Origin of the sequence: Leptonema illini DSM 21528 (assembly GCF_000243335.1) — a bacterium.
In the GTDB taxonomy this organism is placed as follows: domain Bacteria; phylum Spirochaetota; class Leptospiria; order Leptospirales; family Leptonemataceae; genus Leptonema; species Leptonema illini.
Map to the genome: position 1 here is coordinate 645,658 of NZ_JH597773.1, position 14,344 is coordinate 660,001.

At 54.9% G+C, this 14,344-nt stretch carries 12 protein-coding genes; 4 read left to right on the forward strand and 8 right to left on the reverse strand.

What is annotated here, in order from left to right; translation table 11 throughout:
- Entirely contained in the window at positions 1–1,392 is a 1,392-nt protein-coding gene (locus LEPIL_RS02940) for a class I SAM-dependent RNA methyltransferase (RefSeq protein WP_002769779.1), read from the reverse strand.
- 96 nt (positions 1,393–1,488) lie between these two features.
- Between LEPIL_RS02940 and LEPIL_RS21505 the strand changes: the two genes are divergently transcribed.
- The gene (locus LEPIL_RS21505; RefSeq protein ID WP_002769780.1) at positions 1,489–3,837 is read left to right on the forward strand and encodes a hypothetical protein; all 2,349 of its coding nucleotides are present in this window, start codon (positions 1,489–1,491) and stop codon (positions 3,835–3,837) included.
- Complete coding sequence (locus LEPIL_RS02950; protein ID WP_002769781.1) at positions 3,834–5,159, forward strand: sodium/glutamate symporter family protein; 1,326 nt, start codon at positions 3,834–3,836, stop codon at positions 5,157–5,159. Before LEPIL_RS21505 ends, LEPIL_RS02950 begins: the two co-directional genes overlap by 4 nt.
- Here LEPIL_RS02950 and bufB read toward each other — a convergent pair.
- The 4 genes from bufB to LEPIL_RS02970 form a co-directional block, all read right to left on the reverse strand.
- Entirely contained in the window at positions 5,147–6,865 is a 1,719-nt protein-coding gene (gene bufB / locus LEPIL_RS22800; RefSeq protein WP_002769783.1) for an MNIO family bufferin maturase, read from the reverse strand. The two genes, LEPIL_RS02950 and bufB, sit on opposite strands and share 13 nt — an antisense overlap.
- A 180-nt stretch (positions 6,866–7,045) precedes the next feature.
- The gene (gene bufA2, locus LEPIL_RS02960) at positions 7,046–7,315 is read right to left on the reverse strand and encodes a BufA2 family periplasmic bufferin-type metallophore (protein ID WP_002769785.1); all 270 of its coding nucleotides are present in this window, start codon (positions 7,313–7,315) and stop codon (positions 7,046–7,048) included.
- Positions 7,316–7,430: 115 nt separating this feature from the next.
- A complete protein-coding gene (locus LEPIL_RS02965; protein WP_002769787.1) occupies positions 7,431–8,825 on the reverse strand; it encodes a PP2C family protein-serine/threonine phosphatase in 1,395 nt (464 codons plus the stop codon).
- A 15-nt stretch (positions 8,826–8,840) separates the two neighbouring features.
- The gene (locus tag LEPIL_RS02970; RefSeq protein ID WP_143464597.1) at positions 8,841–9,731 is read right to left on the reverse strand and encodes a hypothetical protein; all 891 of its coding nucleotides are present in this window, start codon (positions 9,729–9,731) and stop codon (positions 8,841–8,843) included.
- Between the two features lie 48 nt (positions 9,732–9,779).
- Between LEPIL_RS02970 and LEPIL_RS02975 the strand changes: the two genes are divergently transcribed.
- Positions 9,780–10,490 (forward strand): lysophospholipid acyltransferase family protein, encoded by a 711-nt coding sequence (locus LEPIL_RS02975; protein ID WP_002769791.1) that lies wholly within the window; start codon positions 9,780–9,782, stop codon positions 10,488–10,490.
- Between the two features lie 8 nt (positions 10,491–10,498).
- On the opposite strand, the gene LEPIL_RS02980 is transcribed toward LEPIL_RS02975, so the two are convergent.
- Both LEPIL_RS02980 and LEPIL_RS02985 read right to left on the reverse strand, forming a co-directional pair.
- Positions 10,499–11,440: a hypothetical protein gene (locus tag LEPIL_RS02980; protein WP_143464596.1), complete on the reverse strand. Its 942-nt coding sequence runs from the start codon at positions 11,438–11,440 to the stop codon at positions 10,499–10,501.
- A 116-nt stretch (positions 11,441–11,556) separates the two neighbouring features.
- A complete protein-coding gene (locus LEPIL_RS02985) occupies positions 11,557–11,943 on the reverse strand; it encodes a ParB N-terminal domain-containing protein (RefSeq protein WP_040918227.1) in 387 nt (128 codons plus the stop codon).
- Positions 11,944–12,125: 182 nt separating this feature from the next.
- On the opposite strand from LEPIL_RS02985, the gene LEPIL_RS02990 reads away from it, so the two are divergent.
- Entirely contained in the window at positions 12,126–12,866 is a 741-nt protein-coding gene (locus tag LEPIL_RS02990; RefSeq protein ID WP_002769796.1) for a TrmH family RNA methyltransferase, read from the forward strand.
- 85 nt (positions 12,867–12,951) lie between these two features.
- On the opposite strand, the gene LEPIL_RS02995 is transcribed toward LEPIL_RS02990, so the two are convergent.
- Positions 12,952–14,241, reverse strand: coding sequence for a citrate synthase (locus tag LEPIL_RS02995; protein WP_002769797.1), 1,290 nt, complete (start codon positions 14,239–14,241; stop codon positions 12,952–12,954).
- Positions 14,242–14,344: the final 103 nt, after the last annotated feature.

The window sequence follows — 14,344 nt, forward strand, 5'->3', positions numbered from 1 at the left end:
TCAGGGCCTGCGTTCCAGCAAAACGGCCGATTCGAGATGAGTCGTCTGCGGAAAAGGATCGGTCACGGCAGCAAAGACAGGCCTGTAAACCTCGCGCAGCGCAAGCAGATTCTCCACCTGCGCCGACGGATTGCATGAGATATAGAGCAGCAGCGGAGCCGGATGTTCGTTCAGCCAGCGGATCACGCCGGGGGCAAGGCCGGCCCGAGGCGGATCAACGATGACAAGATTGGCTTCAGGAAACAGCATCTCGCCTCTGTTAAGATCTCGGGCCTGAAGATCAAAAGTAAAGCCCGCTCCTTTCGACTTCAAATAGCTCTCAATATTGCGTCGGCCCAGTTCGATTCCCGAGGCCGAAAAATCCGCGCCATGCAGGGCCGTTATCCCGGTTAGCGTTTCGGCAAGAACAAGGGACAGAACAGCCGAGCCGCAATAGAGATCGATGACCGAACCGCCATGCCAGCGCGGACGCACCGCTTCAAGGGCCGCCTGATAGAGCCTGAAAAATCCGTCCGGGTTCGGTTGGAAAAAGGCGTCGGGAGGCACCTGAAACGAAAGAGGGCCTAACGCCTCTTCAAAATAAGGATCTCCGTAAAGAAGCTGCGATCCCGGGACGGCAGACACTTCGGATAACGGCCCGACCTCCCCCGTGAAGAGAGAGAAGCGATAGCCGCTTTCTCTTTCATAGCCTTCAAGCATCTTGCAGAGCTCGCTCACAAACTCTCTGAAGACGGGCACATCGGCATTGCCCTCACATGACGTCAGGATGACGGCTCCGCTTATTCTGCCCTCGCGAATCGTTACGTATTTCAGGATGCCGGCTTTCTCACGTCGCATGAAAGGCAGCCCCGGATATGCGGAGATCAGCCTTCGCGTGCGCGAGAGGATCTCGTCGGCCCGGCCTCTCTGAATATGGCACGAGCGAATGTCTACGAATCGCCGAAAGTCACCGGCAGGACGCAATCCGACTATACTGCCTTCTGAGCCACTCTCCTCTGAAGAACTCCGTTCGACGGCCTTGCCTTCCACGACGAAATCCATTCGGTTACGATAACGCTGTACACGCTCGGGCATCAGCTCGATCGGGGTGACCGCAAAATGCGCGATCATGTCCGCTCTGTAAGATCTGACCTTGAGTTCAAACTGCTCGTCGATACTCAGGTGCTGGCCGCGACAGCCGCCACATACTCCGAAATGCTCGCAGAACGGTTCCTGACGGGCAGCCGGGCCGCGCTCGATCTCGTCGACGATCAGGCGTCGGCGTTTGCCCCGGCCGAAAATACGGTAAGAAATGCGATCCCCGGGAAGGGCAAAGGGGACGCCATAAACGCGTTCTGCGTGAATCAGTTCTCCTTCCAGTTTCGCGTTCAGACGCTCAATCAATGCCGACATAATCCCTTCCTGTAACCGTTCAATTCGACGATCTTTGATGACGATCTTATATTAGACATGTCCTCTCTATTAAAGAGGGGCTGACCGGCAACACAGATGGAATGGCTGCTCTTACTCCTGCTTGGCTCACTGGCCGCCGGTACCGTGTACTGGACGGCCTCTTCGCGGCCCTCCGATGAAAAGAAGGAGCCCGACGGAGAAGGGCCGCGCTCCAGCCCCGAGCTGCCCGAACGACGCGAAAGAGCTCCCGTCGTCGATGTGAAATCCGACATCGATAAGTTCCGTGAATTCCTCTCAAAGGCTCCCGAACCGATACGACCCGACGTCGTCGATACGAAAGAGAAGTCGGCAAAGGATGCCGCCGAAGAGTTGCGAAAGGAGCTTCGCCGTAAGAAGAAGCCTCTTAAAGTCACCTTCTCCACCGATCAGATCATTCCGCGATCCTCGCCACATGCCTTTCACCGCAGACCGTTACAGAGCGCCGAGCAGTTCGTCGAACAGCAGCTCGCCGATGAGGCCCTTCACCTTTATGAAAGGGTAGATCGTCGCGTCGAAAACGAAGAGATCAACCGAAAGATCCGCACCAACATCGAAGATATCCGCCGCTGGATGGAAGGCCTGGACGGCGATGACGATGAGCCGCTGACCTTTCCCGAAATCATCATTCCGCTTACGACGCAGGCTCTTGCGCTTGAAAGCCTGAGCGAAGGTCTGCGCAAGATCTCTGAAACCCTTTCCCGCGACATCGCATCGGCCTTGCGCGAAGATGGCGCGCTGCGCGCCGAGCTAAGGCAGGGCGCCCCCCCGCGCATGCCGCCGATTCCACCCGAGCAGACCGAACCCGGCCCCCAGGGTTATCCAGAAGGCACACCGGGCGCAGTCGCTCCTGCGGGGCATGCTCCAGCAGGCGGTGCTCCGAGTCCAGCTTCCTCCGGAGCCCCCTCTATCGGAACAGGAATCCCTGCTCCACAGTCCTTGCAGGGTTATCCAGGTCCTGCTGGAGGAGCGGCCCCGACGACTCCCCAGGGTTACCCGGCAACGGCGCCCGGCCCGAGCGGTCGCCGTATTTATGTAGCGCCTCCTCCCGTTACCATGCCCGGCGACGCTGAGGCCGGCGTTCCAGGCATTACCGTCTTCCCTCAGGTCGCTCCTGTAGGGCCGGGCGTGACGACAGGGCCGGCCGATTACTTTCGACATGCGCGCGAGGATTTCAAATTCGATGAACAGGGACGCCTGATCACCGACGGCCGTACCGACGAAGATTTCGAGGAGCAGTGGGAAAAATACCGCATGCTTCCGCTGAGTGATCGTCGAGCCGGAGATGAGCGGCGTCGGCCCGAAGATGAAACGGATGAGCGAATTGACCGACGCTCGCGCGAAGACAGACGCAAGAACGATCTTTTTCTCGAACGAGATGAATTCCTCGATTCCTGGAAGCGTCATGAAGAACGCAAGCGCATGCTCGAACAGCGCGGAATCGCTCCCGTTCCGGACGCCGACATCATAATCGCTCCCTTCCCGTATCAGGAAGGAGCGGCCGCTCAACCCTATTCTGAGCCGATCGGGCTGCCCGACGCCGACGAACATCCGCTCGATCGAGCTCTTGAAGAGGCCGGATCGTTAGTCGACCAGATCCACACCGAGATACATGCAGGCGGAGCGCCTTCGCCCGAAGATCTGCCCTCCCTTGAATTGCCGGGCGCCGAATACGAAGGCGTTCCGGAACGCGAATACCACGCCGACCGCCCGGCCGGCGCCGATACGCGCGTGGAGCTTGTTCCTCCCGTTCTCGACTCAATTAAGTTACCCGAAGCCGGCGACATGCCGGCCTCTGACCTGATGCCGTCGACGGATGGGGCTTCAAAGATCGAAATCGTCGAGCAGCCTCTCGGAGCGCTGCACCTGCCTGATCCTGAAAGCATTCCCGGTATGCCGCCGGCAGAGGCTGCGGAAACACCGGCCGGAAGAGACGAAGACTACGGTCCAGGGCGGCCGCCTGAAAAACCCGAACAGGCTGAGGCCGAAACAAAAACACAGGAAGAATCGTTCGGCGAAGGCGTGGAAGCCGCCGACATTCCTGAAATGCCGGAGTTACCCGAGGAACGCGGCCCGGTTCAGGAGATTCGCGGCGTCCTTGAATTGAAGCCGCCCGACGAAGACGACGCCCCGTTCCTGACGCTCACCTACGATTTCTCGAAAATCCCCGATTCTTTCAAGTTAAGTCGCGACTATCACACGATGGAATTCGTGTATTACAAGTACAAGCCGATGCTCATCAAGGCGCAGGAATTCGCCCGCCGCAAGATGCTGAAAAGCGCCCTCAACTATTACCGCGTCATCAAGAGTCAGAACATCCCTCCTGAGTTCCGACGCATGGTGAATCGCAATATTCAGGATATTACGGATTACCTCGAGAAGTTCATGATGAGCCGGAGCGGCGATTGATCGGTCTCGTTGGAACGGCGGCCTTCGCCTATCTTCTCGCCTGGGCTCTAAATCGCAGGCTGGCCTGGTTAAACCGGCTTCTGCTTCCGCCTTCATTGCTTGGCGGCGCCGTCCTGCTGCTTCTCGGGCCGCAGGTGAGCGGCACGTTCGGAAAAGAGATCGTTCCGCTCGAATACTATGACAGTTACAGAACCTGGCCCGGAGTTCTCATCAGCTTTCTTTTCTCGGGCATGATTCTTGAGCCTGCGACTCGCAGGGGAAAAGCAGGACTGGCCGTCATCTCACAGAGCCTTTACGTATGGCTCATCGCCTTCGTGCAGCTGGCCTGGGGTTATACAGTCGTGCTGTTCTTTGCGGTTGATCCGCATGAAAGGCTTTTCGCCCATGCGATCGAACTTTCCTTTCTCGGAGGTCACGGCGCCGCCTCGGCCTTTTATGCCGTCGCCGAAAGACTGGGAAATCGAGCGGCGGCCGATCTCAGCGTGGCGGCGGCGACGATCGGAATGCTCTTCGGGCTCGGAGGCGGACTGCTGCTTGCGGCCTTTCACAGACGTCACAATAAATTCGGTGTCGGCCTTTTTCTCGAAGCTCATTCTTCTTCCGATTTAGATTCGGGCCCTGATGCCCGAAAGAAAACGGCATCGCAGCAGGTGAGCATACCGGTCACAGAGCAGGCCGAAGAAGAGCAGAGACTCCTGCTTTCTTTCCTGCTGCCCGTGCTTCCCGTGTTCCTGGCCTACGTTCTCGTCGAGGTCCTTTCAGGCATGATGTCTGCCGTGCAAGAGTTGCCGCTCTTTTTCTTCGTTATTCTCATTGCCCACACTCTAAAAAAGCTTTTTCAACCTCTGCTCAGCGTACCAGCCGTGCGCACCTTCCACAGACTTGCTCTTGAAGGTCTCATTCTCTCAGCCGTGGCAACGCTCTCGCTTCAGACGATCGAGGATCATGCCGGGCTGCTTTTTGCGCTCTGCGCAGGAGCGGCCGTCATCACAGTCCTGCTTCATCTGCTCGCCGCGCCTCGCCTGACGCCCGAGTACCCCGATCTCGCATTGATCAACTTCGGCATGTCGACGGGAACGACGGCGGTCGGTCTCGCCCTGCTGCGCTCATTGCGTCAATCGCTTCCCGTCCGCTCCGTGCAGATCTACGGCCTGGCCGCCCCCTTTTCTGGCCCCTTTATCGGCGGCGGAATACTCTCGCTGCTTGTATTCCCCGAGTTAACCATGCAGCTCTCCCCGCCGGTTATGCTCATCGCAACGGTTGCACTGTCGGTTATTACGGTCGGTCTGTCGTTTCTATTGAAACGCTTTCAAACAGGTTGAACGTCGACAATAACCGCTTCGTCCATCAGAGATCTAAAAAAGAGTCCGAGTGCGCCCGGATCTGGAATATGCTCTTCATGTCTTTCAATAGACGACATCAACGTATAACCTTTCTGCAAGGTTGAAAGCAGGTCAAACTGCCACTCAGGCACGACGAGCACAAAAACCCCCTCCTCCCTTCTATAAACAAGCAGATGCTCCTTGCCGGCTCGTTTTCGCTCCGCAGCTTGCTGCTCGGTCACGGTGGGGTCGGCGTTCGGTTCGGACTGCACTTCGCCGAAGCCTCGTTTCCAGAGATCATAGACGGGCATATCAAGCGCCAGCAATACAAGCGAAGGATTAAGAGATATTATGATGTCGCTGTTTCCGTCAAGGCGCAGTCGATCGGCCGGCAGGGCCGCTCCGGCCGGTTCATGAAACACATCGACAAAGGCGCGATCCAGATCGGCGCACCGCGCCGCCAGCGATACGATCAAGCCCTCCTGCTCGCGCAGAAACTCGGGGAAGGAGCGACCGAAGCGATTCAGATCGTACTCGGTACTGAGGGCCGTATTCAAATAGGCGTGCGCCCTTTCATAAAACTGTCGAGCGCCGAGAAGGCGCAGCGTTCCGCGATAGTTTTCCGTTAAGACGTCCTCACGGCGCGCCACATACCCGGAGGCATAGAGTCGTAAAGCCTCTTCTTCTTCCAGTTCGCCGGCTGGACGGAACTCTTCATCAAGTTGCGGTAATCCCGTATGCAGCAGCTCGCGGAAGCCTCGTTGAACGGAATCAAGATGAGCGTCCGTGGGAACATCATCCAGAGGTACGTCACGATTCCGCTCGAAAAAAGCGGGTGCATCGGTCCTCTGCGACAGGAATCCGACATAGTCGCGGTCTTCGGCGATCACCTCGCGACGAATAGAGCGCGCCTTATCGACCTCCTCTTCAAGGACGTCAAAATCGGGAATATCCTCATCCCATTCGATGCAGACGGGCACCATCGGATACAGACGCATGGCTCGCTTGAAAAGATCCCATACGGGATCATAAACGGGCGCCGAATGAGTATCAAAATAAAACGTTCCCGGATCGGAATATCCGGCCAGATGCATCTGCAAAATGGAATCGGGGGATAACTTTTCAAAGTACTCTAACGGGTCAACCCCCGTATTGCGACGGTTAACGTAGAGGTTGTTCAAATCGAGCAATATTCCGCATCCGGTTCGCTCCACAAGTCGCCTCATAAATTCGGCCTCTGACATCTCTGAGCGCGAAAAGGCCAGGTAAACCGAGGCGTTTTCAAGGGCGATACGACGGCCCAGGTAGGATTGCACACGATCGACGTTATGGGCGACAACGTCGAGGGCACGTTCCGTGAGCGGGAAGGGCAAAAGATCATGCAGATAATGCTGGCGGTAACGGCTGAAACAGAGGTGGTCCGAGACGACAAAGGGGTCGATTCGGTCGATCAGATCCGAGAGACGTCGCAGGTAAGCGGCATCGGGGCCGTCCGTCGAGGCGATGGACATGGACACGCCGTGCAGCGCCACCGGATAGTCGCGGCGAACGGCTTCGAGAACGCGAAGCGGTCGGCCGCGACTGTTCATGAAGTTTTCAGATATCGCTTCGAACCATTCGATTCGCGTTCGCGGACGTTCGAGAAGATGTGCGAAGTGCCGGGTTCGTAAGCCGGCTCCCAGAACGGGATAGCTGTGAGACGCCATGAGCTGGTATATTCTTACGCCACTCCTGTTTGAAGCACTTTCCATTCAGCACAAAAGAGTTCGCGCGAAAACTGATCCCCGATCTCAAGAAGAAAAGACTCAGAAGGCTCCCATGAGTCGTCCTTACAAAGATCTCAAGAGTCCCGATATCGAAGAGGCCTTGCGGCCTCCTCAGCGGTTTCACATGCTCATAGAAAGCGGTTTGAACGTGCCCTTTTGCGCGTTGCATTCCTCTTCGGTCATCTTCAGCCAGCCCTGCCCCTTGCAGGCATTCTGTCCGGCGCAGCTATGGTCTTTGCCGCCACAGGCTCCCTGGCCTTTACAGGAATTGATTCCGTGGCATTCCCCTTTCACCGCCTCAGCCTTTGGCTTTTCTGCCTGGGGCGAACAGGTAGCGGCAAACATGAGTCCGCCTACGGCGGCGGTAAAAAACAGTCCCGACTTTTTCATCTTATACTCCTTATTACAAGCTATCTTAAACAGAGACATCTGTGCTGGTTTTCGAACGGCAAAACCTGACGCTTTGCCTCAAATTTTCAGCGAGATTAAATCCCGATGTCTTTCGTCAGAGATCCTGATCCGTTACACGTCGGATGCAGAATACGGTCACATCATCTTCACAGGGAATCGATCCTCTGAAATGATCGAAATCCTTTACAATGTGATCGGTGAGCGCCTTTTCCGTCAACTCTTCCTGCCCTTCAATCAGCCTCTGCAGCTGGCCAATAAGGCGATCAAAGCCATACAGCTCTCCTTTTTCGTTTCGAGCTTCTGTCAGGCCGTCAGTGAAAAGAAAGAGTATATCGTCTACCTCCATCATCAGCTCGAATTCCATGATACGTCGACGATCTTCAATGTGCTCAAGCCCGAGCCAGATGCCATGCGACGGAACGATCTCAATCTCCCCCCTGCGACGGCGCAGCAGGACGAGCTTCTGATGCGATCCCGTAAAACTCAATCGTCCCTGATCGTCGATTCTCGCCAGGAGAAACGTCATATAACTGCGAATATTAAGTTTACGAACGACCTGATGGAAGGAATTATTCAGCTCCACAAGTACGTCAGACGGTTTATCAAGCCCGAGTTCCATCAGAAGATATGCAAGCATGCTGCGGACCTGCATACTCAACATGCCGGCCTGAAGGCCGTGCCCGCTCACGTCTCCGATGGCAAACCAGTTCGCAGTGCCGGCTCTGAGCGCTTCGTGATAATCTCCACCTACGACGGCAGCCGGGCGTGACACCGAGTCGATTCTATACGATCCTATGCGGCTCATCTGCGGAACAAGATCCTGCTGCACGCGAGCGGCGAGCTCCAGGTCTTTTTCGCGCTCCCTGTTCAGATCCTTTAGCTGCCGCTCGGAGGATTCGCGAAAATAGTCATAGGCCTCGCTGATGAGCCATACCATAAGGCCGGCGATAATCGTATTCGTCGCTATGTTGATTCGGTAGTCCATCACGCGGGGATCGATGATGACGACTCCGTCCAGCGAAGGAACGTTGATAAGCGGAACATAGGCGACAGACATAACAAAGAGAATGGCAAGCGAATACCAGCGCCCGAAAAGCAGATGGGCCGAAAGAAGGATCATAAAAAAGAAGGGCAGATTCCGCGGAGGAAAGATCGGATACGTATATGCGTCGATGATGTTGTGAAGGGCGCCAAGCCCGATGAAGGCAGCCGTTACATAATCGACGCCTTTCGCCTTCATAAAAAGGACCCATGCCAATCCCGTCGTAAAGACGGCGATCATGCTTACGAAAAGCAACAGCCTTACGCCGCCGGCAAGAAAGACAACAGGTAGCTTTGATATCAGGATCAGATTGAATACGGTACCGACGCCCATCAGTATACGCAAACGTCTGCGCGATCTCGATTCACGTAGAATCGGATGATCTTCGGGCAGATAGGCGTCGAGATAACGCATCCCGGCTCTGTATAGTTTATCACGAAAGTTCATTGAATCAGGGGCCGGTCATTCCAGCACACTCTCTAAATAAGAACGATTTTCAACTCCGGGGGGTGAAACGGCGAGAACAAAACCGGAGCCGACACGGGCTTTGAGCAGTTCTTCCCATCCTTTTTCGAATCCCTTCTCCATAAAACGAACCGTGCAGATTCTGTCTTCGCATTGCCGCTTGAAGTCCGTTCTGCTCTTCCGCTGCAAATCGAAGCCTCGTCGCAGATCCGAAAAAACCGTATAGCTGCCCGTATCAGGAGAAGACGTCGTTTTCAGAAATTTATCGAGGAAAATAAGACACTGACGCTTTTGCGAGGAGAGGCGAAGCACATATCCGGCTCTGTCTTCGTCCCTCTCCGTTTCTTCGCGTAGAAGACGATACGGATCAGTTCGATCAAAGGGCATCTGCAAATGAAATCCCAAATCTTCAGAAATTATGTGAAGCGTGCTCTTATGAATGAGAACGACGGGCTCGTCGTCTGGCCGGTCCGGGGCAAGCTTCGCAATTGCGCGAACGTCGGCCGCAACGGGAAAAAACCGGCCGTCCATACTGCGAAGGGCGCTGTACAGTTCTGTCGCCCGATCATGCAGTCCTTTTTCTTCAAACGCTTTCGCGCGAGCAAGGACGAAGGCCGCTTCGTCTGTTGACGGAATCGTCAGATTAGCGTTGTCATCATAGAGGTAGGTGCTCAGCGTGCGGCCGTCAAAATGGTAGCGCTTACCGGCCGAATCAAGCAGGGTCCACACCGTATCGGCCTTTTCCACTTTCACTCTCAGTCGATGCAGGATTCCATCCGTTCGCTGCCTGTTCTCTTCAAAGTCCGCCCGCAAGGTTGCGGGAGCGATCAGGGCGAACCATGCCGAAAAAAAAATGAGCGAAACAGGCCGTGAGAGCGACTGTGACATCTTCATGAATTTGTTGACCCTGAATGGCTGTAATGCATCCTTCCGGTTATGTCAAAAGAAAAAGAGGTCTTTCAGAATCTGAAGGCCGTGCTCAGTCCGCTGTTGAATATCATGGTGGACATCCAGAAGGAAGGGCTGGAGAACATTCCGACGGAGGGCGGGCGCATCCTCGTCGGGAATCATCGATCTGACATGGATCCGTTTGTCATTGCCAGCGTCGTCCCGCATTATATCTCCTGGATTGCCGCCGAATACACAAGACGGATTCCCGTATTCGAGCAGCTGATTAAAAATACGGGCGTTATTCCCATGGAAATTGACGGAAACGTTTCCGTTTCGTCGATCAAAAAGCTGATGTCGGTTTTGAAGGCGGGCGAAATCCTCGGCATCTTTCCCGAAGGGCATGATTACATGGTAAAAAACGATTTCGCCGCTCCGATGGCTCCCTTTCATTCGGGCTTTGCTATCTTTGCCCTTCGCGCAAAGGCTCCCATCGTACCTTTTGTGATCGTTCCTATAGAAGAAGAGATCAGCGCTATTCCCGTAACGCCGCAGATTCGATCACTGATCGGCCTTCCCGACGAGGTGGCCCATATACCGCTCCGCTGCAATTATAAGAAGGTGAAGGTCGTTTTCGAAAAACCGATCCTGCCCGAGTTGTATCGCTCCATGCCCGAACAGGAAGCCGTCAGCTTTCTTTTGAGCGAATGCCGCTCGAGCATGGAGAGGATTATGCAGCGCGAAGGGATGGTTGTATAACAAACGCCTCAGAATTGCATCATAAACGTCGGGCCATACGTCAGGTACCGAATGGTGGCCACGCTGCGCTCACTGTATTCGGTAGCGACCGTAATTCCGCCGTATTTATGCAGTAGCAGCGTGAACACTCCGTTAGCTACCCACCTGTTGAAGTTCACATCGCGGCGCGCCTGCAGTCGCAGACTGATAAACCGACGATAGTCCATATAAAGAGCGAAACCCGGTCGATGCGAATGGTAGTTACGGTTGATCTGCATTCTTGCGGGGATGAGCGCCCCGGGTCCGACCTGACCGTATTCGAGTATGCCGGCACTGAGGCCGGCCGGATCATCAGATAGCAGCCTGCCCGTCGACGCATCAATGACAGTCCGAACGCGTTCCATGCCGTATCCATGAAACAGCGACAGCGACCAGTTCTGGATCGGGATTTTGATCTGAATACCGGCCTGCGCCACCGGGTCAAAAACCTGAACATCGACAGCGACACGGTCGATGGAAGCGATTCCCTCTCCCACCTCGTTCTTAAAAAGCATGCGGTCGACAATGGTGCGATCATGCGGTCCGATTCCCTGAAAATAGTGAACGCCGATAAAGGGGCGAATCCATTCGCCATCAAAACGATACTGCAGCGCAAAGACCGTTCCTGTAACCTCTGTCTTTACCTGCTGGAATCCGTTGAACAACCCTACGGAGTCATCGTTCTTGAACATGGGAAAGACAAAGGACAGATGCATAGCGCTCCATCCTTTCTTCATGGTCTGAATCTGATACCCGCCACCGTTTCCCGTCCCTGAAACGGACTTGCTGCCGCGAATCAATTCAAGGCCGTCGGTGCCGTCCCTGAATGTACGGAATTGCAGATCGGTGGAATTCCGCACTGTGCCAAAAAAAGGCGTGAATGTTGTCAGCCATTTATCGGGATCGATGACCGGCCTTTCAATTGCCTGCAAGGGCCTCGCATGGAAAGCCGTGGCAAAGCAAAACAGGAGGCCGCCCAAAAAGAGATTGATTCTCATAATCAACCTTTCCCCCGCCGACAAAGGGTGCAAGAACAATTTAATACTGATTACACTTTAAATAAACGATCGACCACGTCCAGAAGCCAGTTCCAGGCTCTCCAGACGGGGCCTGATCTCTCATAACGACGCAGGAGGGTTCGAGCCCTCTCCAGCTCTTCACGGTCAAAATCCTGCCGGACGCTGTTCTCTTCGATCTCAAGAAGCAGGCGGTCCTTCCTTTCCGGAGCGTCGATTACGCGAACATCGATGGACTCCCAGCCAAGGGCTCGCGCCGCTTCAAGACGTCGGTAGCCCGCAATCAGAGTGTTCTCGGTATCGACGATAATCGGCTGCAACAATCCAAACTCGGCAATCGATTCGACAAGATCATCGATTTGAATCTTACGCTTTCTTATGCGGCGAGGAATGCGGATGTCACGTATGCGTAAATGCACACACCATAGGATGCAGACGCGTCCGATAAGGCAACCTGTTTTTCCCCGGCACAGAGAGGATCGGGATAGGCGCATTGTAGCAGACGAGTGCCAGCATCGCTTTGGAGTAACGCTGAAGCAAGATCGCATCGATCAAATCCAACTTGACCCTGCGCCCTTGCGGATGAAGCTGCTGGAAAGCAATGAATTCCGGCGATGCACCCCGTATTCAGGAACTGAGCGGATTTCTGACAGAGTCACGCTTTCGCAAATTCCGCGACGTGCTCTCTCAGCGAACGCGCTTTGTTTCGGTCGTTCTTGAAGATCTGTATGATCCGCATAATGGCTCGGCCTGTCTTCGTTCCTGTGAGGCATGCGGAATTCAAGAGGTCCACATCGTCGAAGAACGGAATGCCTTCATGACGGTCGAAGGCGTGACGATGGGATCGGCTCGCTGGCTTGATCTGCGCCGGCATTACTCGCCCGATGCGCAGGGCAATGCCATTCTGTCGGATGAGCATTCGGGCGCATCCATCGGGCAGTGCTATGCCGGATTGCGTGATCGGGGTTATACGATCGTCGCCATGACGCCGCATCCCGCTGCCGATAAGGCAGTTGCCTTTGATCGCCTGCCGCTCTCCGGTCCAGTTGCCGTAGTCTTTGGCTCCGAAAGGGACGGGCTATCTGAAACGGCCATGAACGAAGCCGATCTGCACACCCGTCTTCCTATTCACGGATTCGTCGAAAGCTATAACATCTCAGTCGCTTGCGCCCTCACCGTATTCCATCTCGCCGGACGAATCCGCAACGAGCTTTTGCCCGAGCAGTGGCAGTTAAGTGGTGAGGATCATGATTCCGTCTTACTTTCCTGGCTGCGACGCAGTATTCGCAATGTCGAGCTCGTTGAGCGCAGCCTCTCCTCTGAGCCGCGAGTAGAACCGTAGGACACACCTCTGAAACATCTTATAAACAGAAAAAGGGGCATAGCCCCTCTTTCCTTTATACGCCCCTGAGGCCTGATAACGAATATCAGCCACGCTGATCAAGAGGAACGTAGGTGCGGTGCGCCGCTCCCGTATAGATCTGTCGCGGACGACCGATCTTCGTCGTCGGATCTTCGATCATCTCTTTCCACTGAGCGATCCAGCCCGGCATACGACCGAGCGCGAACATGACGGTGAACATCTCGGTCGGAATACCCATCGCCTTGTAGATGATACCCGAGTAGAAGTCGACGTTCGGATACAGCTTTCTCTCAACGAAGTATTCGTCGTTCAGCGCCGCCTCTTCCAGTTTCATGGCGATCTCAAGCAGCGGATCGTTCACACCGAGCTTCTGGAGGACTTCGTCGGCCGTCTTCTTGATGATCTTCGCGCGCGGGTCAAAGTTTTTATAAACACGGTGGCCGAAGCCCATCAGACGGAATGTAGAATTCTTATCTTTTGCCATGTTCAGGTATTTGTTCACGTCGCCGCCATCGTTATGGATGTGCTGCAGCATCTCGATCACTTCCTGGTTGGCGCCGCCGTGCAGAGGGCCCCAGAGAGCGCAAACGCCCGAGGCGATCGCAGCGAAGAGATTGGCGCGGCTTGATCCCACCAGGCGAACCGTTGAAGCCGAACAGTTCTGCTCATGGTCTGCATGCAGAATAAGCAGCAGGTCCAGGGCCTTTTCGATAACGGGATCGACGGCATAGTCCTCTGCCGGCACCGAGAACATCATATTAAGGAAGTTACCGATATAAGAAAGCGAGTTACGCGGATACACGAACGGCTGGCCGATCGACTTCTTATAGGAGTATGCGGCGATTGTCGGCGTTTTTGCAAGCAGGCGCGTGATCGAAATCTCGCGGTGCCGCGGATTGAGCGGATCGAGCTGATCGTTATAATAACCCGAGAGCGTAAGAATCATCGAGCTCAGGATGGCCATCGGATGCGAGTCTTTCGGAAAACCGTCGTAAAGCCTTTTGAGGTCTTCGTGAATCATCGTATGGCGGGTAACCCGATTGCGGAATTCACCGAACTGGCCCTGGCTGGGAAGCTCTCCATAAATAAGAAGATAAGCCACTTCAAGGAAGCTGGAACGCTGGGCGAGATCTTCGATGTCATAGCCGCGATAGCGAAGGATGCCCAGTTCTCCGTCGATGAAGGTTACGGCGCTTTTGCAGGCACCCGTATTCATGTAGCCTTCATCCATCGTGATGATACCGGACTGGCCGCGCAGTTTAGAAATATCCACGCCCGTTTCTTTTTCCGTTCCGACCAGAATCGGAAGTTCATATTCACGACCGAGCACTGACAGCTTCGCATTTTCCGACATATAGAGAGTCCCCTTCTTTTGCTTGTATGAGTTGATGAAATTACTAAATTTTTTATATATTCCTGATCCCGATTCCGGCGGCAAGCCATTAATTACACGGTGA

Bases quoted from the DNA above. Each gene is read 5' to 3' on its own strand.
- LEPIL_RS02965 (WP_002769787.1), bottom strand. From the start codon at position 8,825: ATGAACTTTCGTGATAAACTATACAGAGCCGGGATGCGTTATCTCGAC.
- LEPIL_RS02970 (WP_143464597.1), bottom strand. From the start codon at position 9,731: ATGTCACAGTCGCTCTCACGGCCTGTTTCGCTCATTTTTTTTTCGGCA.
- bufB (WP_002769783.1), bottom strand. From the start codon at position 6,865: ATGGCGTCTCACAGCTATCCCGTTCTGGGAGCCGGCTTACGAACCCGG.
- LEPIL_RS02995 (WP_002769797.1), bottom strand. From the start codon at position 14,241: ATGTCGGAAAATGCGAAGCTGTCAGTGCTCGGTCGTGAATATGAACTT.
- LEPIL_RS02940 (WP_002769779.1), bottom strand. From the start codon at position 1,392: ATGTCGGCATTGATTGAGCGTCTGAACGCGAAACTGGAAGGAGAACTG.
- LEPIL_RS02975 (WP_002769791.1), top strand. From the start codon at position 9,780: ATGTCAAAAGAAAAAGAGGTCTTTCAGAATCTGAAGGCCGTGCTCAGT.
- LEPIL_RS21505 (WP_002769780.1), top strand. From the start codon at position 1,489: ATGGAATGGCTGCTCTTACTCCTGCTTGGCTCACTGGCCGCCGGTACC.
- LEPIL_RS02990 (WP_002769796.1), top strand. From the start codon at position 12,126: ATGAATTCCGGCGATGCACCCCGTATTCAGGAACTGAGCGGATTTCTG.
- bufA2 (WP_002769785.1), bottom strand. From the start codon at position 7,315: ATGAAAAAGTCGGGACTGTTTTTTACCGCCGCCGTAGGCGGACTCATG.